This window comes from Achromobacter sp. HZ34, from assembly GCF_002209485.1.
In the GTDB taxonomy this organism is placed as follows: Bacteria; Pseudomonadota; Gammaproteobacteria; order Burkholderiales; family Burkholderiaceae_B; genus Bordetella_C.
Genome location: NZ_NJIX01000002.1, coordinates 797,962 through 817,983, shown reverse-complemented (window position 1 = coordinate 817,983; position 20,022 = coordinate 797,962). Strand labels below are relative to the sequence as shown.

The 20,022-nt window shown below is 65.7% G+C and carries 19 protein-coding genes; 6 read left to right on the top strand and 13 right to left on the bottom strand.

Annotated features, from left to right (window positions below; translation table 11 throughout):
* Nucleotides 1–5 precede the first annotated feature (5 nt).
* The 7 genes from CEY05_RS10375 to CEY05_RS10345 form a co-directional block, all read right to left on the bottom strand.
* Complete coding sequence (locus tag CEY05_RS10375) at nt 6–428, bottom strand: CopD family protein (protein WP_088598596.1); 423 nt, start codon at nt 426–428, stop codon at nt 6–8.
* A 162-nt stretch (nt 429–590) separates the two neighbouring features.
* Nucleotides 591–1,856: a glutamate-5-semialdehyde dehydrogenase gene (locus tag CEY05_RS10370; protein WP_088598381.1), complete on the bottom strand. Its 1,266-nt coding sequence runs from the start codon at nt 1,854–1,856 to the stop codon at nt 591–593.
* A gap of 63 nt (nt 1,857–1,919) precedes the next feature.
* On the bottom strand, nt 1,920–2,978 hold the full coding sequence (gene holA / locus CEY05_RS10365; RefSeq protein WP_088598380.1) for a DNA polymerase III subunit delta: 1,059 nt from the start codon (nt 2,976–2,978) through the stop codon (nt 1,920–1,922).
* 11 nt (nt 2,979–2,989) lie between these two features.
* On the bottom strand, nt 2,990–3,679 hold the full coding sequence (gene lptE / locus CEY05_RS10360) for an LPS assembly lipoprotein LptE (protein ID WP_088598379.1): 690 nt from the start codon (nt 3,677–3,679) through the stop codon (nt 2,990–2,992).
* 124 nt (nt 3,680–3,803) lie between these two features.
* Nucleotides 3,804–6,461 (bottom strand): leucine--tRNA ligase, encoded by a 2,658-nt coding sequence (gene leuS / locus CEY05_RS10355; RefSeq protein ID WP_088598378.1) that lies wholly within the window; start codon nt 6,459–6,461, stop codon nt 3,804–3,806.
* Nucleotides 6,462–6,542: 81 nt separating this feature from the next.
* Nucleotides 6,543–7,772: an MFS transporter gene (locus tag CEY05_RS10350; RefSeq protein WP_088598377.1), complete on the bottom strand. Its 1,230-nt coding sequence runs from the start codon at nt 7,770–7,772 to the stop codon at nt 6,543–6,545.
* A 105-nt stretch (nt 7,773–7,877) separates the two neighbouring features.
* On the bottom strand, nt 7,878–8,411 hold the full coding sequence (locus CEY05_RS10345) for a MarR family winged helix-turn-helix transcriptional regulator (protein WP_088598376.1): 534 nt from the start codon (nt 8,409–8,411) through the stop codon (nt 7,878–7,880).
* Nucleotides 8,412–8,746: 335 nt separating this feature from the next.
* Here CEY05_RS10345 and CEY05_RS10335 point away from each other — a divergent pair, with 335 nt between their 5' ends.
* On the top strand, nt 8,747–9,025 hold the full coding sequence (locus CEY05_RS10335) for a KGG domain-containing protein (RefSeq protein ID WP_088598374.1): 279 nt from the start codon (nt 8,747–8,749) through the stop codon (nt 9,023–9,025).
* A 227-nt stretch (nt 9,026–9,252) separates the two neighbouring features.
* Nucleotides 9,253–9,678 (top strand): organic hydroperoxide resistance protein, encoded by a 426-nt coding sequence (locus CEY05_RS10330; RefSeq protein WP_088598373.1) that lies wholly within the window; start codon nt 9,253–9,255, stop codon nt 9,676–9,678.
* Nucleotides 9,679–9,903: 225 nt separating this feature from the next.
* Here the strand turns inward: CEY05_RS10330 and CEY05_RS10325 are convergent, their stop codons facing one another.
* Nucleotides 9,904–10,305: a DUF4148 domain-containing protein gene (locus CEY05_RS10325; RefSeq protein ID WP_158219312.1), complete on the bottom strand. Its 402-nt coding sequence runs from the start codon at nt 10,303–10,305 to the stop codon at nt 9,904–9,906.
* Between the two features lie 270 nt (nt 10,306–10,575).
* Here CEY05_RS10325 and CEY05_RS10320 point away from each other — a divergent pair, with 270 nt between their 5' ends.
* Nucleotides 10,576–11,037: a MarR family winged helix-turn-helix transcriptional regulator gene (locus tag CEY05_RS10320; RefSeq protein ID WP_088598371.1), complete on the top strand. Its 462-nt coding sequence runs from the start codon at nt 10,576–10,578 to the stop codon at nt 11,035–11,037.
* Nucleotides 11,038–11,153: 116 nt separating this feature from the next.
* On the opposite strand, the gene CEY05_RS10315 is transcribed toward CEY05_RS10320, so the two are convergent.
* The 5 genes from CEY05_RS10315 to CEY05_RS10295 all read right to left on the bottom strand — a co-directional run bounded on the left by CEY05_RS10315 (nt 11,154) and on the right by CEY05_RS10295 (nt 16,746).
* Nucleotides 11,154–12,812, bottom strand: a complete 1,659-nt coding sequence (locus tag CEY05_RS10315) for an ABC transporter substrate-binding protein (protein ID WP_088598370.1) — start codon at nt 12,810–12,812, stop codon at nt 11,154–11,156.
* An 83-nt stretch (nt 12,813–12,895) separates the two neighbouring features.
* Entirely contained in the window at nt 12,896–14,473 is a 1,578-nt protein-coding gene (locus tag CEY05_RS10310) for a glycosyltransferase family 39 protein (protein ID WP_143220360.1), read from the bottom strand.
* Nucleotides 14,474–14,677: 204 nt separating this feature from the next.
* A complete protein-coding gene (gene rpmG / locus CEY05_RS10305; RefSeq protein WP_003810296.1) occupies nt 14,678–14,845 on the bottom strand; it encodes a 50S ribosomal protein L33 in 168 nt (55 codons plus the stop codon).
* A 48-nt stretch (nt 14,846–14,893) separates the two neighbouring features.
* Nucleotides 14,894–15,130 carry a 50S ribosomal protein L28 gene (gene rpmB / locus CEY05_RS10300; protein WP_088598368.1) on the bottom strand — a complete coding sequence of 79 codons (237 nt, stop codon included), beginning with the start codon at nt 15,128–15,130 and terminating at the stop codon, nt 14,894–14,896.
* Nucleotides 15,131–15,537: 407 nt separating this feature from the next.
* Entirely contained in the window at nt 15,538–16,746 is a 1,209-nt protein-coding gene (locus CEY05_RS10295; protein WP_233161448.1) for a Bcr/CflA family multidrug efflux MFS transporter, read from the bottom strand.
* A gap of 196 nt (nt 16,747–16,942) precedes the next feature.
* Between CEY05_RS10295 and CEY05_RS10290 the strand changes: the two genes are divergently transcribed.
* The 3 genes from CEY05_RS10290 (at nt 16,943) to CEY05_RS10280 (ending at nt 20,020) form a co-directional block, all read left to right on the top strand.
* Nucleotides 16,943–18,205 carry a class I SAM-dependent methyltransferase gene (locus CEY05_RS10290; protein ID WP_088598366.1) on the top strand — a complete coding sequence of 421 codons (1,263 nt, stop codon included), beginning with the start codon at nt 16,943–16,945 and terminating at the stop codon, nt 18,203–18,205.
* Nucleotides 18,206–18,309: 104 nt separating this feature from the next.
* A complete protein-coding gene (locus CEY05_RS10285) occupies nt 18,310–18,684 on the top strand; it encodes a tautomerase family protein (protein WP_088598365.1) in 375 nt (124 codons plus the stop codon).
* A 154-nt stretch (nt 18,685–18,838) separates the two neighbouring features.
* Complete coding sequence (locus tag CEY05_RS10280) at nt 18,839–20,020, top strand: acetyl-CoA C-acyltransferase family protein (protein WP_088598364.1); 1,182 nt, start codon at nt 18,839–18,841, stop codon at nt 20,018–20,020.
* Nucleotides 20,021–20,022 lie beyond the last annotated feature (2 nt).

Genomic DNA, 20,022 nt, shown 5'->3' with positions numbered 1-20,022 from the left:
GAACGTCAGAATGGCTTGACGACCACCAGGGCGACGACGATGAACAGGAACAGGACCGGGATTTCGTTGAACCAGCGGTAAAACTTGTGCGAGCGCGTATTACGGCCCTGTTCGAATTTGCGCAGCATGACGCCACAGGCATGATGGTAGCCGATGATCAGCAGCACGCAGAACAGCTTGGCGTGCATCCAGCCATTGCCGGGGCCCATGCCGATGCGGTAGCCGACATAAAGCAGCAAGCCACAGACCAACGCCACCACGGCCAGTATCGTCGTGAAACGGTAGAGGCGGCGCGCCATGCCCAGCAGTACGGCCTGTACTGCCGGTTCTTTCTGGCTGGCCAGGTTGACGTAGATGCGCGGCAGGTAGAACAGCCCCGCGAACCACGCCGCCACGAATACGATGTGCAGCGTCTTGATCCAGGGCATGGCAATCCAGGGCATGGCGGTCCTCAGTAAGGGCAGATGAAGGGGCTGTGGAACGGGGCCCTAAAACGGGGCCCTAAAACGGGGCTTTGAAACGAGGCTTTGAAACGAGTGGATCAAGGGCAGAGGCGCAGGGGTGGCGTTAGAAGGGCCGAACCCGCCCGCTCAACCGCGTAATTGGCCGTCGCCGGTCAGCACCCATTTATACGTGGTCAAGCCCTCCAGTCCCACCGGGCCGCGTGCATGCAGCCGGTTGGTGGAGATGCCGATCTCCGAGCCCAGGCCATATTCATAGCCGTCCGCGAAAACCGTGGGCAGATTGACGTAGACCGAAGCGGAGTCCACTTCCCGCTGGAACCGCTGCGCCGCGCCCAGGTCTTCGGTGACGATGGCGTCGGTGTGTCCCGAGCCCCAACGCGCGATGTGCGAGATAGCGTCGTCCAGCGTGTCGACGACCCGCACGGCCAGGATGGGACCCAGGTATTCCGTGGCCCAATCCTCGTCGGTGGCGGGCAGGGCCTGCGGCACCAGTTCCCGCGTGCGGGCACAGCCGCGCAGTTCGACGCCGTGCGCCAGCAGAGCGGCGGCCAGCTTGGGCAGGATGGAGACCGCCACCGCGGCGTTGACCAGCAGCGTTTCCATCGAGCCGCATACGCCGTAGCGATACGTCTTGGCGTTGAAAGCGATGCCATGGGCTTTTTCCGGGTCCGCCGCCGCGTCGATATAGACGTGGCAATTGCCGTCCAGATGCTTGATCAGGGGCACCCGCGCTTCCGCCGCCATGCGGGCGATCAGGCCCTTGCCGCCACGCGGCACGATGACATCGATGTGCTCGGTCATGGTGATCAGCTTACCGACCGCGGCACGGTCGGTGGTCTCGACCACCTGCACCGCGTGCTGGGGCAGATCCGCGGCGCGCAGGCCGTCGCGCACGACTTCGGCCAGCGCCAGGTTGGATCGCAGCGCTTCGCTGCCACCGCGCAGGATGGCGGCGTTGCCGGACTTCAGACAGAGCGCGGCGGCGTCGATGGTGACGTTGGGACGCGATTCGTAGATGATGCCGATGACGCCCAGCGGTACGCGCATCTGCGCCACGCGCATGCCGTTGGGACGTACCGTCGTCGGGCCCAGGCTGCCGACCGGGTCGGGCAGGGCGGCGACCTGGCGCAGGCCTTCGATCATGAGATCCAGGCTGCGTTCGGACAGCGTCAGGCGGTCCAGCATGGCCGCATCCAGGGCATTCGCGCGCGCGGCCTCGACGTCCTGGCGATTGGCTTCGCGCAAGGCCGGGCGCCGCGCCGCGATGGCGTCGGCCATCGCCAGCAGGGCCCGGGTCTTGGCCGAGCCCGGCGCGCGCATCAGTTCGCGCGAGGCCTGGCGGGCGTTTTCGCCCAGGGTGAGCATGGCTTGTTCTACGGTTTGCGTCGACATGGCAGGCGGGGCGCGCGTGGCGCCCGTAATACTTGCGGAAAGCGTAAGTGTATCTGTATCCGCTCAGGCGCCGCGCCGGCCGGCGGCGGCTACGCGCAGCGCCAGGCGGGTCATTTCTTCCCAGGGATCGGCCAGGCGGCCGGGCACGGACAGGCCCTTGATGATGCGGTCCACTTCATGCGCGTGTTGCACGGCGGCCGGCCAGGCGCGCGCGGGCACCCGGCCCAATGCCTGCAAGGCCAGTTTTTCGTGGGCGCCGAAGATGCGCAGGCGGCGCATCGCGCCGCCGGTGTCGCCGCCATTGGCGCGGATTTCGGCAACCCGCGCCAGAATGCGGATTTCCTCGCCCACGGCCCACAACACCAGGGGCAAGGCCTCGCCTTCGGCGCGCAAGCCGTCCAGCATGCGGACCGTGCGGCCGACATCGCCCGCCAGCATGGCGTCGCGCAGGCCGAACACGTCGTAGCGGGCCACATTCAGCACGGCACGCTCGACATCCTCGGCGGCCAGCGCGCCTTCGGGATACAACAGGCCCAGCTTCAGGATTTCCTGGTGCGCCGCCAGCAGATTGCCTTCCACTTTGTCGGCCATCCACTGCAGCGTGGCATTGTCCGTCTGTTGCTTCTGGCGCGCCAGGCGGGCGCCGATCCAGGCGGGCAGGCGATTGCGGTCTATCGTGCCGACGTCCACCGAGACACCGGCCGCTGCCAGCGCCAGGGCCCAGCGGCTTTCGCGGGTGGCCTTGTCCAGGCGCGGCAGGCCCAGCACCAGCACGGTGTCCGGGTCGGTCTGGGCCTGTGCCTGTTCGGCTAACTTGACCAGCGTATCCGCCCCCGTCTTGCCGGGTTTTCCTGTCGGTATCTTCAGTTCCAGCAGGTTGCGGTCGCCGAACAGCGACACGCTCTGGGTAGCGGCCATGACCGCGCTCCAGTCGCTGCGGGCGTCCATGACCATCGTCGTGCGATCGACGAAACCGGCCGCGCGCGCCGCGGCGCGCAGGGCGTCCATGGCCTCGATGACCAGCAGGGGCTCATCGCCGCTGATGGTGTACAGGGGCGCCAGCCGATTACCCGCGCGTTGCAGGTAGTCGGGGAAGCGATCGGCGTCCAGCATCTGCGCCATGCTCAAGGCGCTCAGTCGTAGTCGTTGGGCGAGGACGGACCGTTGATCAGGCCCGGCGAGCGCGTCGGCTGGTTGGCCGGCGGCTGCGGTGGGGTGGTGCTGTAGATCGGCCCTTCCTCATCACCCGGCTTGGACTGCTCCAGGCGGGCCACGGTGGCGCGCACGTCGTCCGAGGTCAGGCGGCGCATCAGCCGGCTGACCAGGCTGGTCTGCATGCTGCGGAACAGCTGCTCGGCCTGGCCTTCCTTGGCCTGCACCACCGTGTCGTCATACGGCATCTCGCGGAAGGTTTCCAGCGTGGTGTCGGGGATGATGGCGCGGCCCTTGGCATCGATGACGCGGAAGGTGAAGCGCAGGCTCAGTTCGTATTCTTCCACCCGGCCCTGCGAGTTCAGCGATACCTCGCGCTGTCCGCGGACGTTGGCGACCTGTTGCAGTTGCGCTTCCGCCTCCTTGGGACTGCTGACCAGGCGCGTATTCGGCGAGGCCGCCACGATGGCGCGCTTCACTTCGGCGCCGAAGCGGGTGTTGTCGCCCAGTCCGAGGTAGAAAGTGTCGAACGGCAGCGGCGTTTCACCGCGCATGTGAAAGCCACACGCGGATAGCAGCAGCACCATGCCCAGGCTGGCGACGCGCGCCGGCCGGCGCAGAGACGCCACCTTCAGTAAAACGGCCTTGGCCGATAACCCGCCCAGATTCATGCGCAACCCCGTAAAAACTCATGCTAAATAAAGCTTGGGCCCCAGCCCGGTCCCGTAACCGGCCCTGCGCCGAAGCTCAGCCCTGAAGCCCGGACCCACGCCCAGGCCTCAGGAGCCCGCAACATCAACCAACGACGTTGACCAGTTTGCCGGGCACAACGATAACCCGTTTTGCCGGGCGGCCTTCCAGGAAGCGGGCCACCGCTTCATGGGCGGCTGCCTGGGCCTCGATGTCAGCCTTGGCGGCGGTGGCCGGCACGCGCAAGGAACCGCGCAGCTTGCCGTTGACCTGCAGCATCAGATCGATCTCATCGGCCACCAGCGCGGCGTCGTCGACCTGCGGCCACGGCGCGTCGAGCAGGTCGCCGTAACGCGCGCCGTAGCCCAGTTCGTTCCACAGGTTCCAGGTGATGTGCGGCACCACCGGGTACAGCACGCGCAGCAGCACGCCGATGGCTTCGGCACGCGCCGCGTCCGCCGGCGCGCCGGCCGGCAGGTCGGCGCTTTCGATGGCGTTGAGCATTTTCATGCAGGCCGACACCACGGTGTTGTACTGGATGCGCTGGTAGTCGTAGTCCGCCTGCTTGAGCAGGTTGTAGACCTCACGGCGCAGATCCTTGACCGGCGCCGGCGCATCCTGCCATTGGATCGTCGCCGCCAGGCCGCTGGCCACGGTGTCGCGTTGCGAGTGGGTGTAGGACCACAGGCGGCGCAGGAAGCGGTTCGACCCTTCGACGCCGGAGTCGGACCATTCCAGCGTCTGCTCGGGCGGGCTGGCGAACATGACGAACAGGCGCGCGGTATCGGCGCCCAGGGTGTCGATCAGCGATTGCGGGTCGACGCCGTTGTTCTTCGACTTGGACATGGTGCCCACGCCGCCGTAGGTGACATCGCTGCCGTCCGATTTGCGGCGCGCGCCCACGATGGCGCCCTTGGCGTCATAGACGTTTTCGACTTCCTCGGGCCAGAAATACTCGATGCCGCCCTGGGGCGTCTTGCGCGAATAGATGTGGTTCAGCACCATGCCCTGGCACAGCAGTTTGGTAAAAGGTTCGTCGAACTTGAGCATGCCCAGGTCGCGCATGACCTTGGTCCAGAAGCGCGCGTACAGCAAGTGCAGCACGGCGTGCTCGATGCCGCCGATGTACTGGTCCATCGGCATCCAGTAATCGTTGCGGGCATCCACCATGGCCTGGTCGTTGCCCGGCGTGGTGTAGCGCATGAAGTACCAGGACGAGTCGACGAACGTGTCCATGGTGTCCGTTTCGCGCCGCGCGGGCTTGCCGCAAGTGGGGCAGGAGCAGGACAGGAAGGCTTCGTTCTTGGCCAGCGGATTGCCGCTGCCGTCCGGGATCAGGTCGTCCGGCAGCACCACCGGCAGGTCTTTTTCCGGCACCGGCACGGGACCGCAGTCCGGGCAGTGGATGATGGGGATGGGCGTGCCCCAGTAGCGCTGGCGCGAGATGCCCCAGTCGCGCAGGCGCCAGGTGGTCTGCTTCTCGCCCAGGCCTTGCGGCGCCAGGTCGGCGGCGATGGCGTCGACCGCCGCCTTGTAGTCCAGGCCATCGTATTTGCCGGAATTGACGGTGCGGCCGCTTTGCTTGTCGCCGTACCATTCCTGCCAGGCGTCGGTGGAGTAGGTCTTGCCTTCCACGGCGACGACCTGTTCGATGGGCAGGCCGTATTTCTTGGCGAAGGCGAAGTCGCGTTCGTCGTGGGCAGGCACGCCCATGACAGCGCCGTCGCCGTAGCTCATGAGCACGTAGTTGCCGACCCAGACGTCGACCTGCGCGCCGGTGATGGGATGAGTGACCGTCATGTCGGTCTTCATGCCTTCTTTTTCACGCGTGGCCAGTTCGGCCTCGGTGGTGCCGCCCAGCTTGCACTGTTCGATGAAGGCGGCCAGCGCGGGATTGCTGGCGGCGGCATGCGTCGCCAGGGGATGTTCCGGCGCCACGGCGCAGAAGGTGACACCCATGATGGTGTCGGCACGCGTGGTGAAGACGTACAGGCGGCCGTCCTGGATCAGGGCGCCGTCGGTGTCGCGGATGTCATGGGTGAAGGCGAAACGCAGGCCTTCGCTCTTGCCGATCCAGTTCTCCTGCATGACGCGCACGCGCTCGGGCCAGCCGGGCAGGCCGGTCTTGACCTGGTCCAGCAGTTCTTCGGCGTAGTCGGTGATGCGCAGGTAGTAGCCGGGGATCTCGCGCTTTTCGACCAGCGCGCCCGAGCGCCAGCCGCGGCCGTCGATGACCTGTTCATTGGCCAGCACGGTGTTGTCCACCGGATCCCAGTTGACCACCTGGGTCTTGCGGTAGGCGATGCCTTTTTCCAGCATCTTCAGGAACAGCCACTGGTTCCATTTGTAGTAGGCCGGATCGCAGGCGCACATTTCGCGCGACCAGTCGATGGCCAGACCCATCGCCTGCATCTGCTTCTTCATGTAGGCGATGTTGTCGTAGGTCCACTTGGCCGGCGGCACCTTGGACTTGATGGCGGCGTTTTCCGCCGGCATGCCGAAGGCGTCCCAGCCCATGGGCATCAGCACGTTGTAGCCGCGCATGCGCAGCTGGCGCGCCATCATGTCGTTGATGGTGTAGTTGCGCACGTGCCCCATATGCAGCTTGCCGCTGGGGTAGGGCAGCATCGAGCAGGCATAGAACTTGGGCTTTTCGACGCCGTTGGCATCGGTCGCGTGTTCGACGACGCGGTAAGCATCACTGGCCAGCCAGGCTTGGTGGGCGGTGGCTTCAACGGCGTTGGGGAGGTAGCGTTCCTGCATGAGTTCCATGGACCGGAAAAAGGGGCCGCCGGGGACCGGGCCCGGGCGGCGGACGATCAAAACCCTCGATTATAGGTTCTGCTAGGCCGCCTTAGGGCGAGGGGCTGTTTCGACGGCGATTTCTTGCGCCCGGGCGTTCGGTGCCAGGCTGCCATACAGCAGCGCCACCAGGCTGAATCCCAGTCCCAGCAGGCAGACGCCCATCCAGCCGCCGTGGGTATAAGCCGCCGCCGAAGCCAGCGAGCCCGCCGCCCCGCCGATGAAGTAGGAGGTCATGTAACCGGCCGCCAGACGGCTGCGGGCGTCCGGCTGCAAGCGGTAGATGCAGGTCTGGTTGGTGATATGCACGGCCTGGATGGCCAGGTCCAGCACCAGGATGCCCGCCAGCAGGGCCAGGACCGAGGCGCCACCCCACCACAGCAGGGGCCAGGAAAGCAGCAGCAGCCACAGGCCGAAGCGGGTGCTGCGGTTGGCGTGGCCGCGGTCGGCCATGCGGCCGAAGATGCGTGCCGCCCCGGCGCCGACCGCGCCGGCCAGCCCGAACAGGCCAATGGTGCTGTTCGAATAGCCGTAGGGAGGATTCACCAGCAGGAAGGTCAGCGAGGTCCACAGCACGCTGAACTGGGCGAAGGTCAGCCCGCCGATCAGGCTGCGCGCGCGGAACTGCGGTTCTTGCACGAACAGCGTGCCGACCGAGCGCAGCAGGGCGATGTAGCCCATGGTCGACGTCCCGGCGTGGCGCGGCAGCACCCACCGCAGGCTGGCCGCGACCAGGACCAGCAGGACGGCGGCCACCTGGTAGACCGTGCGCCAGCTGCCCAGGTCGGACAGCAGGCCCGATACGGTGCGGCCCAGCAGGATGCCCAGCAGCAGGCCGCTCATGATGGTGCCGACCACCCGGCCCCGTTCCTGGGGCGCCGCCAGGGTGGCGGCGAAGGGCACCATGACCTGGGCGACCACCGACGTGGCGCCGGTGATGGCCGTGCCGGCCAGCACGCTGCCCATGCCGGGGCCGTACGCCACGAGCGCCTGGCCGGCGGCCGCGATCAGCGTCAGGCGGGTGATCAAGCCGCGCCGTTCCAGGCGATCGCCCAGCGGTACCAGCAGCATCAGGCCGACGGCGTAGCTGCTTTGCGCCACGGTGACGATAAGCGCGGTGCCTGTCGAGCCGACGCCGAATTCATTGCCGATGGCGTGCAGCAGGGGTTGGGCGTAGTAGTTACTGGCGACGATCACGCCGGTGGCAACGGCCATCAGCAGCACCATGGCGTGGGTCAGGAGCGGCGGAGCGGAAGTGTGGGGATGAGTCATGTGAGGAATCAGGAAGCGTGAATTCGATAGTCGTGAATTCAATGAGCTGGATTCAATACGCTGGATTCAACAAGCGTGAAATCGGCGCCCGTGAATTCGAGGCCTTCAAGGCTTTATCCCGCCGGGCGCCTGCTGGTCATGCGCCAGCAGCAATTCGCGTAGCAGGCCGGCCAGGGCGTCGCGGCGGGCGGGTGGCAGGGGGGCCAGCATCTGGTCGAGGACGCCCAGGTAGGCGCGCAACACCGCGTCGGCGGTTTGCTGCCCCCGTTTGGTCAAGGTGACGATGACGCCACGGCGGTCGTCGGGATTGGGTTGGCGCGCCACCAGGCCGGCTTGCTCCAGGCGGTCGAGGCGGTTGGTCATTGCCCCGGAGGACAACAGCATCGATTCGGCCAGCTGCTGCGGGCTCAATGCGTGGGGCGGTCCATGGCGGGTCAGGGTGGCGATGACGTCGAACTCGCCGGGATTCACGCCAAGGGGCCGCAGGCTGCGGTCGATATCGCGCGACGCCACGGCCTGCAGGCGGAACAGCCGGCTGAAGACGGCCATCGGGCCGATGGGCAGATCGGGCCGCGCCGTGCTCCATTGGGCAAGGATGTGATCGACGAAGTCGGCGTTGTCGGAGGAAGGCAAAGTCATGGCAAAGTATTTTGACGTAAAGTATTTCGACGTGAAGATAGTCGTCTGGGAGGGCCGTGTCAAATGGCCTAAGCCGTTACCTGAGGGATTCTTGGGCTTGCCGCTTGCTTACTCGGCATGTGAGGCGGACAAGTCGCGGCTGAGGAACAGGCCGATGAAAGTGCCGTCGGGAACAACCTGACTAGGGGTTTGCCGCGCCGCGGTAAGCCCTACATGACGGCGTAAACCTTGCTGATCCTTGATGTGTCCGGAAAATCCACCGGGCATGCTGATTGGGTTGGTAGGGACGATGCAGTCATCGCAACTGGCCGTGAGACACCTACAGGGGCATAGACATGACCGACAACACCGAGCAAAAAGCGCCGCGCAAGCCACGAGGTTTTGCTGCAATGGGGCCTGAATTCCAGCGAGAAATCGCTGCACAAGGGGGGCGCGCCGCGCACCGCCTGGGCAAGGCCCACCGATTCAATTCACAGGAAGCGCGCGCGGCCGCGGCCAAGCGCCATGCGGGCAGCAAGCAGCAAGGCAATGCCGAGGGCGCCGGTAACGATGCCAATGCCGCTGCGCCCGATACCGCTGCGCCGGAAGAGGCGGACGAGCAGGAGGGGCGGTGACCTGACACCAGGCGCGGCCGCGGGAGCGATCCTGCGGCCGCTTTTTTTTTGCGCAGAACTAATCGCGTTAAAAAATCGCTTGCAAAAGAATAGCGCGCTATTTAATATGCACACATGGACGCACGAATCGCAGCGGACACGGGACGGACAAGCCGGCCCGGCGCGATCGGGGCGATCTTCAACCAGCAGCTATCCTGCATCTACACATTTGCAAAACGGAGTCTTCCATGTCGATCGAAAAAGTTCTGTATCGCGCTCAAGCCACTGCAACCGGCGGCCGTGACGGCCGGGCCGTCTCGTCGGACAACGTGCTGGATGTGAAATTGACCACGCCGCGTGAATTGGGCGGCGCTGGCGGCAACGGCACCAATCCCGAGCAATTGTTCGCGGCCGGCTATTCGGCTTGCTTCATCGGCGCGCTGAAGTTCGTTGCCAGCCAGGAAAAATTCGCGCTGCCCGCCGACGCCAGCATCACCGGCGAAGTGGGTATTGGCCAGATTCCCGGCGGCTTCGGCATCGAAGTGGAACTGAAGATTTCCCTGCCGGGCGTGGACGCCGCCAAGGCGCACGAGCTGGTCGAGAAGGCGCACACCGTTTGCCCGTACTCGAACGCCACGCGTGGCAACATCGACGTGACGTTGACCATCGTTTGAGGAAGCAGTCGGGCGGTCACCCGGCGTTTCGCCACGGGCTCTCAGCACGGAGCCTGGGGTGGAACTTCAGGCAGCGACGCTCAGCACAGTGCCGCGCGCCTGAACGTTGGTGCAGCAAAAGCCAAAGGCCGTCCGCGTATGTCGCGGACGGCCTTTGTGCTTTGGCGATAGAAAACGTCGCCGGTCCGGCGGGCAACCCCCTTTTGAGGGATTGCCCAGCCAGCTTTAACGGACGTAGGTGCCGTCGTTGGCCTGGGCCGATTGCGTGTTCGACGGGGTGCTGGCGTACACGCCTTGGAAAGGCTGGTTGTTGGGATCGCCGAAGGCGGTGGCGCCGGGGGCGGCTTCGACCTGCTGGGCAACCTGGGCACGCGTCACATTGCTGTCGGCGCCGGCCTGGAAGGGCGTGGCATTCAGTTCGGCGACGGTCTGGTAGCCGGCGGCCTTGGCTTGCTGCAGTTGTTGAACCACTTCGGCGCGGCTCAGCGAGTGGCCTTCCGACGCACCATAAACACCTTGGAAGGGCTGGTTATCGGTGTCGCCGAAGCCGGCGGGACCAGCGTGGGCGGCGCCCATCAGGGCAAACGACAGGGCGGCAACGCCCAGGCTCAGGGTACGGGTTTTCATGATTGGCTCTCCGTGAATTGTTGGCTTGGTATCGGGATCGCGCTTGTTAGCGTGGCGCTGTGCGTCGTAATCGGGCGCTATGCGTTTCATCCATGCCGTGCATTCTGAGCCGAATGAATCCTAGGATAAACCCGTAGGAATAGAAAGCATCTTTCCAAAAACGGCAGAATATTTCGTAGGAATGATGGATTGGGCGTGAGTCCTGGCGTAAACGCTGCGCCGCCGTGACGGCGGCTGGCACTTGCATCGCGCGCGATCTACTATCGAGCCATGGCACACTCTTCTCCTCCCAAGCTGGACGGCGCGGCAGCCCTGCTGCTGGACAACCAGCTCTGTTTTTCCCTGTATTCGACGCAGCTGGCGATGAGCAAGGTGTATCGCCGCCTGCTGGCGGACATGGGCCTGACTTATCCGCAATACCTGGTGATGCTGGTGTTGTGGGAGCAGGACGGCGTGACCGTGTCGGCCATCGGCGAGCGGCTGTTCCTGGATTCCGCCACGCTGACGCCGCTGCTGAAACGGCTGGAGGCGGCCGGTTGCATCGCCAGGGCGCGATCAGTGGCCGATGAACGGCAGGTGATCGTGTCGTTGACCGATGCCGGCCGCGCCTTGAAGCGCAAGGCGGGTGCGGTGCCGCTGGGCGTGGGCAAGGCTGCCCAATGCAGCCTGGAAGAGGCGGGCGAGATGATCAAGACCCTTAACGAACTGCGCCGTCATTTGCTGGAGTCTTGATAGCCGCGGTCCAGGGGCGACGCCATGCGATTGGCGGTCTCCGATCGCCAGACCGCAGGCGCGGCCGGCGGCCAAACCATGGCTTGCCACCGCGGGCCCATGGTCGGCCGTGTGGTTCAGCGCACGGGTGGTAGCAGCGGTGAGCGCTCGTCGGTCAGGCCGCCGGGCCACGCCGGCAGGGCTTGTGGCGCATGCGTGCGATTCATGCCGGCGGGCGGGACGAGGATCGCCGGGGCCACTTTCATGATGGGCGTGGCCGCCGATCCCGCCGTGGAAGCGGGCGAGCCGTCGCCGGGGGTAGTGACCGGTGGGTCGCTCTCTTCGCCGTGGTCACCGTCAGTGCCGTTATTGGTATCCAGCCGCCGGCGCGGCGCCAAGTGATTTCCCGGCGCGGGCAGGCTCGCGGCGCCGGCCGATGGATTGATACCCGTCGGCGCCGCAGTCGTCGATGCGGCAGTGGCACCGGCGGCGGCGGCGCTGGCCGCTTCCACCGTATCCCGGGGCCAGCGTTCGCCAGTGTCCGGACGCAGGCGGCGGATGTGTTCGTCCAGTGGCTGCAGGCGCGCGCCGCCCAGGTAGACGTAGCGGTCCATGCCATCGACGCCGTCGACGCGGCTGGTGTAGCCCAGCCAGGTCCCCAGCGTGGATTGGTGATCGATGGCGCGATATTCGATGTCGCCAAAGGGCGTGGCCACCGCCAGTTTGGCAAAGGCTGCCGTGAGCTTCTCCGCATCGGCCGAGCCGGCGCGCTTGATGCCGGCCGCCAGTGACATCAGGGCTGAATACCCCAGCACCGACGCCGTTTGCGGCGGACTGCCGTACTTGTCAATGTAGGCCTTGACGAAATCCCGGTTGGCCGGCGTGTCGACGGCGTCACGGGGATAGCCGGTGACGATCCAGTCGGCCGGCGCCAGGCCGCCCAGCGCCTGCAGGTTTTCCGGGTCGCCGGTGAACAGGGAAACGACGGGCCGCTGTTCGAACAGCTGCTGCGCGTTGCCGGCGCCGACGAACAGCCGCAAGGCCTCCCCCGTCAGCATATTGAATATCGCATCCGGCTTGGTCTGCGCAATCGCCGTCACCAGGGCTTCCGCGTCGAACTTGTCCTTGGCTTGCGGCTTGTCGTAGACGAACTCCACCTTCTGGAAGGTCTTCATCAGCGACTTGAAGGCGTCGGCCGTGGCGCGGTCCGATTCGTCGTCGCGATACACCAGCGCCCAGCGGGGCTTGCGCTGCCCCAGTGCCTTGGGCGCCACCGCGGCGGCCTGCATCCAGGCGGCCGGGCGCAGGCGCCAGGTGTAGGCATTGCCTTCCTGCCAGGTCAGGCGCTGCGTCAAGGGCGCTACCGCCAGATAAAAGACCTTGTTCTCGACAGCGTAATGAGCCAGCCCCAGGCCGACCTCGGACGAATAGCCGCCGAAGAGCGCGGTGACCTTGTCCTGCGTCACCAGCGCCTGCGCCGCCTTCACCGCATCGTCGACCACGCCCTGGTCGTCGCGCGACAGGATCTCCACTTTCTGGCCCAGCAAACCGCCATCCGCATTGATCTGTGCCAGCGCCAGTTCCCAGCCTTGCCGATAGGGCAGGGAGAAATCAGGCTGCTTCTTGTACGTGTTGATTTCGCCTATGCGCAGAACCGGCACGGGCGCGGGGGCCGGCGCGGCCTTGGCCGGCTTGCCGCGCGCGGGTGCTGCCGGCGCGGCGCTGGCGCCCAGCGTGGAAGACAGCAGGCAAAGTGTCGCCAGCCAACGCAGGCGTGGCAAAGAGAAAAACGTCATGGATGAACCGGCCCGGAAGTGGAACGTACCGGCGCCAGCCAGTGGCGGCGCCGATCGCGGCCTACTATAACCGTCCGGAGGCTTCAGGACGCGGTCTTCGATCCGGTCCTGGCCCGATCCGCGGCCTCGTGCCAGCCGTCCGGCGGCAGCAGGTACACGTTGTAGCCGTAGTCCGGCAGGCGCAGGCCCCAGGCCCGCTTGTGCACGCTCATGGGGATGGCCCGCGCGCGGGTGAAGGCGGCGGCGATCTTGTTGCAGCGGTCGTCGCTGCCGCGGCAGACGAAGAGCGCACCCTCGCGCATCACGTCGGCGCGCGCCACCCACGGCGTGTTGGCCGGCTCGTACATGTCCCAATAATGCGTCAGGTCGTTGCCGTAAAAGGCGATTGCCTTGGCTTCCTTGTCGTTGCCGGTGACGATGTCCAGCGGCAGTCCCACCCGTTCCTGCCACAGCTGGCGCGCGGCGTGGGCCAGTTCCGCGCGCGGCTCGATCGCTCCGCGATGGTGGCGCGCCGCTTCCGTGAAACCCAGCAGGGCCGACAGGGCCAGCACGAACACCCAATACACCGTCATGCCGCGCACGACGCCTCGGGTGTCCAGTTCAAAGCCGCGCTGTTGCAGGATGACCAGCCAGAACGCCACGATGGCAAACCATTGCGTATTGCCCCACAACGAGGACAGATGCGTGCGCGTCACCACCGACACGGCGCAGACCGCGAAGAAGGTGCCCATGGACAGCCACCACAGGTTGCGATCCAGCGACGGCCGCAAGATGGACCGCAGCATGGCCCCCACCGCCGCCAGGCGCTGGCGCGGCATCAACAGTGCCAGGAAAGCCATGGCGGGCAACAGGTAGGCGAGCTGCGCCAGTGAATAAGGGATTTTCTCCAGCAGCATCACGTGGAAAGGGTCGCTGATCTCCTGGATGCGTTCATCCGCGTAGGCGAAGGTGGGGAAGTCGTTCTGTACCAGCCAGACCAGGTGCGGTCCCAGCACCACCGTGCCGGCCAGCACGGCCAGCAGCGTGCGCGGCCGCAGCAATTGCGCGCGCCATGCCGGGCGCGACAGGCCGGCCAGGCCCAGGCCCGCCAGCAGGGTGATGGAAAAATACTTGCCCAGCATCGCCAGGGCAGCCGCCGCGCCCAGCGCCAGCGCCGACTTCCAGGTGCCGGTCTGCACATAGCGCACGAAGAAATAGGCTGCCCAGGGCCACAAGGACAGCAAAACCGTGTTGGCATTGAACTTGATGGCCAGCGTCGTGTAGATCGGCGTCACCGCCATCGCCAGCCCGACGATGAGGGCATCGCGCATGGGCAGGAAGCGCCGCGCCAGCGCCACGATGCCGCACAGGCCCAGCGTGGCGTTGCAGCTGGAGAGCGCGAAATACGCCAGGTCGGTACGGGGAAAGATCTTGAACCAGCTGGCGGCCATCCACGCGAAGGCGGGCGGGTGCTTGTAGTAGCCGGGCTGCCATTCGATACCCCAGACATAGTTTTCCAGCATGTCCGCGGCGGTGTCGAGGTTGGTGCGATACAGCCACGCGCCGACGATCCAGACCATGCTGTGAGCGACCAGCAGCAGCGACAGGCGCAGGGTTTCCCGGCTGGCCAATGCGCGGGCGCTGCCCTGGGAGGGCGGGGAGGGCAAGGAGAGGTCGGTCATGATCGATTCGATAAAACTCGCGCCGGATTCGGATTGCGGCACGCGGACCGGCGCATCTTGGCCGTCGAGGTCTCCTTTGTCTGTGCGAAAAATCTCCCTGTTCCCTGGTCGCAACGGGATTACCGCAGCGAGGGCGTGAAAGCAAAACAAAACGGGCCGGCGCAGAATCTGCGCCGGCCCGTTCTGGGCGAAATCCAGGCTCGATTACTTGAGCTTGGTTTCCTTGTAGTCCACGTGCTTGCGGGCAACCGGATCAAATTTCTTGATCAGCATTTTTTCCGGCATGTTGCGCTTGTTTTTCGTGGTGGTGTAGAAATGGCCCGTGCCGGCGGTCGACTCGAGCTTGATTTTTTCGCGGATGCCTTTGGCCATGTCGCGCTCCTGGAAGAAGTAGTGGGTTCAGACGCGGGTGACGGTCGCTTAGACGCGTTCGCCGCGGGCGCGCATGTCGGCCAGGACGGCGTCGATGCCGTTCTTGTCGATGGTGCGCAGGGCCCGGGTCGTCACGCGCAGACGCACCCAGCGGTTTTCGCTTTCAACCCAGAACCGGCGCGATTGCAGGTTGGGCAGGAAGCGGCGCTTCGTCTTGTTGTTGGCGTGGGAAACGTTGTTGCCCACCATCGGGCCCTTGCCCGTAACTTGGCATTTACGTGCCATGATTCGTACCTTTTTGGTTCTATGCGTGCCGCATGAACAGCAAAGGCGGGAGGGGATGGACGGGACTTCAAGCCGCCAGCCTTGCGCTGGCCATCCCGTCGGGATGTCGGTACCGTTTCCACATCGACCGGCGTTGTCGCCAGGCCAGTCGGGATTCGATCGCCAAGTGCTTGTGCCCGCCGATTCCCTGCGCCGTCGGACAATGAAAGGATGTTGCGCTTTCATTGCCCCTAGCTGTATTCCGCAGCCAGCGGGGGTCGGAGTGCCCGGCTACAAAGCATAGTAGCAGGCACGGGTAAAACTTCGATAAGACCGCGATTCTAATATGGAAAGGAACGGTCGGTCAAGCTGGTGCGCAAAAAAGGCGCATGCCGGCCCCCGGGCCGGGCTCGGATGCCACCGCTGCCTCAGCCGGCAACCGGATCGGACGCCCTGCGCGCGATCTGGCCGGACAGCCAGGACAGGCAGGCGCACACCGCCAGCACGGTGGTCAGGGGCAGCGGGGTGTCGCTCTGCCACAGGCTGACGAACAGGCCGGCCAGCGCGCCGCAGGACAGCTGCAAGGTTCCCATCAACGCCGAGGCCGCGCCCAGGCGCTTGCGTTGGTCGGACAAGGCCAACGCCGCCGAGTTCGGATTGACGAAGCCCTGGCTGCTCATATAGCCGATCAGGCAGGCCATGAGCAGCGGCAGCGTCATCCACCCGGCCAGTGTGATCAGCAGTGCCGCCAGGCTGGCCAGCGCCAGGGTGCGCAGCGCGCGCCGTTGCAGTGTCTGCGGCGTCAGCCGGCGCAGCAGGCGGGCGCTGACCTGGGAGCCGAGGATCAAGCCCATGGCGTTCAAGCCGAACAACAGGCCGTAGTGCTGCGGATCGACGTGATAGATGTCGATGAAGACGCGCGGCGACCCGACGATGTACGCGAACATGCCGGCCTGCCCGAAGCCGCCGGCCAGGCTGTGCGCCATGAACCCGCGGTGGCGCACCAGGGCGTTGTAGTTGCTGGCGATGGTGCGCCAGTTCAAGGGCACGACGCGTTCGGGCGGCAGTGATTCACGCATGTTCAGCAGAATCGCCGCCATCAGGATCACGCCCGTGGCCAGCATCAGGCCGAACACGCCCCGCCAGCCGGTGATCAGCAGCAGTTGTCCGCCGATCAACGGCGCCAGGATGGGGGCCAGGCCCATGATCAACAACAGCAGGGACATGGCGCGCGCCGCCTCCTGCGTTTCGTAGTGGTCGCGAATCACCGCGCGGGGAATCACGATGCCCGCGGCGCCACCCAAGGCCTGCGCCGCCCGCCACGCGGTCAGGCTGGCGATGTCGCTCGACAGCGCACAGCCCAGCGAGGCCACGACGTAAATCGCCAGGCCGACCAGCAGCGGCGGCTTGCGGCCATAGCGGTCGGCCAGCGGACCGTAGAAAATCTGCGCGCCCGCCAGCCCGACCAGGTACGCGGCCATGGTCCGTTCGACATCACCTTGCGAGACCTGCAGGCCGGCCGCGATGGCGGGGAAGGCGGGCAGGTAAAGGTCGATGGAGAACGGACCGATCGCCGTCAGCGCCCCCATCAGGATCAACCATCCGGGAAAGCTGCGAGTCGGTAATGAGGCAGGCATGAGCGGGAGCAGGGGAACTGCGAGCGGTGGAGTGTTGCGTAAGCAGAGGTCGCCTGAAATGACTCTGAAAGTTGAGTGTCATACAGGGACAAATTTCGCAACACCAAGCGGGCAAATGTATCACGTAAAAACTGGGTTCAAAACGGAAACAAATTCCGATAAAGTCCCTCAGTCAAATCTTCCTGGGTTGAGTGTCGTGAATCCTCTGTTGTCCGCCATCGGCAGCAAGCTTGAAGCCATTTCCGTACCTGTTCAACTAGAGATGCCGGATGGCACGAGAGTCGGCGCGGCCGACCCCCGAGTGCGATTCGTTGCACACGACAAAGGCGCCCTGGCGCACCTGGCCGCCGGCGACGTCGGCGTGCTTGGCCAGGACTACGTCGAGGGCCGCATCGACATCGAGGGCAATATGCACGATGTCATGCGCGCCGCCGCGGAAATGCTGCCCGGTTCCCCCGTCGACGCCGCGCGCGGCGGCTGGCTGACCGAACTGGTGCGGCGCGTGGTTTCGGTGTGGCGTCACTCCGTCGAGCGCGATGCCAAGCAGATCGAATTCCACTACGACCTTTCCGACGACTTCTACGCCTTGTGGCTGGACCCGCGCCGGGTCTATTCCTGCGCCTACTATCGTACGCCGCAGATGAACCTGGCGCAGGCGCAGGAAGCCAAGCTGGACCACATCTGTCGCAAGCTGCGCCTGCACGAGGGCGAGCGCTTCCTCGACGTCGGCGCGGGCTGGGGCGGCCTGCTGCTGTGGGCGGCCGAGAACTACAACGTCGATGCCACCGGCATCACGCTGTCGCGCAACCAGCACGCCTACGTCAATCGGCTGATCCAGGAAAAGGGCTTGCAAGGCCGCGTGCGCATGGAGCTGCTCGATTACCGCAAACTCGACGAGACGGCGCCTTTCGACAAGATTTCCTCGGTCGGCATGTTCGAACACGTGGGCCGTGCCCAACTGCCGGACTACTTCGCCAAGCTGCGCCGCCTGTTGCGGCCGGGCGGGCTGGTGATGAACCATGGCATCACGGCGGGCGGCGTGCATAACGCCGAGCTGGGCAATGGCATGGGCGAGTTCATCGAAAAGTACATCTTCCCCGGCGGCGAGCTGACGCACGTCAGCCATGTGCAGGAAGCCATGGCCCTGGGCGGGCTGGAAGCGACCGACATGGAGAACCTGCGGCCGCACTACGCCCGTACCTTGTGGGCGTGGAGCGACCAGCTGGAAGCGCGCCTGGACGAGGCCAGCAAGCTGCTCAGCGGCGACGCTGGCGCCCGTTCCCTGCGCGCATATCGCCTGTACCTGGCCGGCTGCGCCATGGCGTTCGAGCACGGCTGGATCGCCCTGCACCAGATCGTCGGCCAGCATCTGGCCACCGGCCGCAGCGATGAACTGGATATGCCGTCCGACCTGGCCTATCCTTGGCGGCGCGACTATATGTATGCGGACAAGGCCTGATCGTAAGATTCGGGCCTCGTAGTTGTCCTTGTACTTGTATTCGGACAGGGCCCGGTCGTACGATCCGGTCCTGGCCATTCACGACCTAAAACACCGGAGCAGACATGCCTACCATACACGCCTACATCACCGCCGGTCCGTCGGCGCAACAAAAGAAGGCCCTGCTGACGGCTGCCTCGCAGGCCGTGGTCGACAGCCTGGGCGCGCCGCTGCGCAGCGTGCGTTTGATGCTGCATGACGTTGCGCGCGAAGACATCATGGTGGGAGGCGAGGCCGGGCGCGATTCGGTGGTGTTCCACGTTCACATGATCGTGGGGCGCGACGAGGCGCAGAAGCAGGCCATGTTCACCGCCCTGACCCAGGCTGCCGGCAGCACGCTCGGCGTCGATGGAGAGAACGTACGGGTGATCGTCCAGGACGTGCCCAATACGGACATGGGCATGGCCAACGGTGTCAGCGCGAAGAACACTGGCCGGTGAGTAGTATCGGCTGAACCTTTCGGCTGAAAGGTATCGGCTGAAAGGTGTCGTCCCGGGCAGTGTTGCTTGACTGCACTGCGCTTATCATTGTGATCCGGCGCGCCGCCACGGTCTTCGCACCGTGGCGGCGCGTCGTCGCATCAGGAGACAAATCATGAATGAAGTCATCATCGCTGCCGGCGCGCGTACCGCGATCGGCACTTTCGGCGGGGCCCTCAAGGATGTGCCGCCCATCGATCTGGGCGCCACCGTCATACGCGCGGCGCTGGAGCGCGCCGGCGTGGCGGGCGAAGAGGTCGGCCATGTGGCGGTGGGCCACGTCATCAATACGGAAACGCGCGACATGTACCTGGCGCGCGTGGCGGCGGTGAATGCCGGCGTCGGCCTGGGCACGCCGGCCTTCAACGTCAATCGCCTGTGCGGTTCGGGCCTGCAGGCCATCGTGTCGGCGGCGCAGACGCTGATGCTGGGCGATGCCGAGATCGCCGTGGGCGCGGGCGCCGAGGCCATGAGCCGCAGCCCCTACATCGCGCCGGCCTTGCGCTGGGGCGCTCGCATGGGCGACAGCACCTTCACCGACATGATGACCGGCGCCTTGACCGATCCCTTCGACCGCATCCACATGGGCGTGACGGCGGAGAACGTCGCGGCCAAGTATGGCGTGAGCCGCGCCGACCAGGACGCGCTGGCGCTGGAATCGCATCGCCGCGCGGCCGCGGCCATCGACGCCGGCTATTTCAAGGAACAGATCGTGCCGGTGGTCATCAAGACCCGCAAGGGCGAGATCCGTTTCGAGCAGGACGAACACGTGCGCCGCGACGCCACGCTGGAATCGCTGAGCGGCCTGAAGCCGGTGTTCCAGAAGGAAAACGGCACCGTCACGGCCGGCAACGCGTCTGGCATCAACGACGGCGCCGCCGCCGTGGTGATGATGACGGCGGACGTGGCGCAACGCCGCGGCGTGCGTCCGTTGGCGCGCCTGGTGGCGTATGGCCATGCCGGGGTCGACCCGAAGTACATGGGCATCGGTCCGGTGCCGGCCACCACGGTCGCGCTGAAGAAAGCCGGCCTGAAGATAGACCAGATGGACGTGATCGAGGCCAACGAAGCCTTCGCGGCCCAGGCCTGCGCGGTGACCCGCGAACTGGGCATGGATCCGGCGCGCGTCAATCCCAACGGCAGCGGCATCGCGCTGGGCCATCCGGTGGGCGCGACGGGTGCCATCATCACCGTCAAGGCGCTGTATGAACTGCAGCGCGTGCAGGGCCGTTATGCCCTGGTGACGATGTGCATAGGCGGCGGGCAGGGCATCGCCGCGATTTTCGAGAGGATTTGATA

Bases quoted from the DNA above. Each gene is read 5' to 3' on its own strand.
- holA (WP_088598380.1), bottom strand. From the start codon at position 2,978: ATGGCGCAGATGCTGGACGCCGATCGCTTCCCCGACTACCTGCAACGC.
- lptE (WP_088598379.1), bottom strand. From the start codon at position 3,679: ATGAATCTGGGCGGGTTATCGGCCAAGGCCGTTTTACTGAAGGTGGCG.
- CEY05_RS10345 (WP_088598376.1), bottom strand. From the start codon at position 8,411: ATGACTTTGCCTTCCTCCGACAACGCCGACTTCGTCGATCACATCCTT.
- CEY05_RS10315 (WP_088598370.1), bottom strand. From the start codon at position 12,812: ATGACGTTTTTCTCTTTGCCACGCCTGCGTTGGCTGGCGACACTTTGC.
- CEY05_RS10320 (WP_088598371.1), top strand. From the start codon at position 10,576: ATGGCACACTCTTCTCCTCCCAAGCTGGACGGCGCGGCAGCCCTGCTG.
- CEY05_RS10325 (WP_158219312.1), bottom strand. From the start codon at position 10,305: ATGAAAACCCGTACCCTGAGCCTGGGCGTTGCCGCCCTGTCGTTTGCC.
- CEY05_RS10370 (WP_088598381.1), bottom strand. From the start codon at position 1,856: ATGTCGACGCAAACCGTAGAACAAGCCATGCTCACCCTGGGCGAAAAC.
- CEY05_RS10285 (WP_088598365.1), top strand. From the start codon at position 18,310: ATGCCTACCATACACGCCTACATCACCGCCGGTCCGTCGGCGCAACAA.
- rpmB (WP_088598368.1), bottom strand. From the start codon at position 15,130: ATGGCACGTAAATGCCAAGTTACGGGCAAGGGCCCGATGGTGGGCAAC.
- CEY05_RS10330 (WP_088598373.1), top strand. From the start codon at position 9,253: ATGTCGATCGAAAAAGTTCTGTATCGCGCTCAAGCCACTGCAACCGGC.
- CEY05_RS10280 (WP_088598364.1), top strand. From the start codon at position 18,839: ATGAATGAAGTCATCATCGCTGCCGGCGCGCGTACCGCGATCGGCACT.
- CEY05_RS10350 (WP_088598377.1), bottom strand. From the start codon at position 7,772: ATGACTCATCCCCACACTTCCGCTCCGCCGCTCCTGACCCACGCCATG.
- CEY05_RS10295 (WP_233161448.1), bottom strand. From the start codon at position 16,746: ATGCCTGCCTCATTACCGACTCGCAGCTTTCCCGGATGGTTGATCCTG.
- CEY05_RS10310 (WP_143220360.1), bottom strand. From the start codon at position 14,473: ATGACCGACCTCTCCTTGCCCTCCCCGCCCTCCCAGGGCAGCGCCCGC.
- CEY05_RS10375 (WP_088598596.1), bottom strand. From the start codon at position 428: ATGCCCTGGATCAAGACGCTGCACATCGTATTCGTGGCGGCGTGGTTC.
- leuS (WP_088598378.1), bottom strand. From the start codon at position 6,461: ATGCAGGAACGCTACCTCCCCAACGCCGTTGAAGCCACCGCCCACCAA.
- CEY05_RS10335 (WP_088598374.1), top strand. From the start codon at position 8,747: ATGACCGACAACACCGAGCAAAAAGCGCCGCGCAAGCCACGAGGTTTT.
- rpmG (WP_003810296.1), bottom strand. From the start codon at position 14,845: ATGGCCAAAGGCATCCGCGAAAAAATCAAGCTCGAGTCGACCGCCGGC.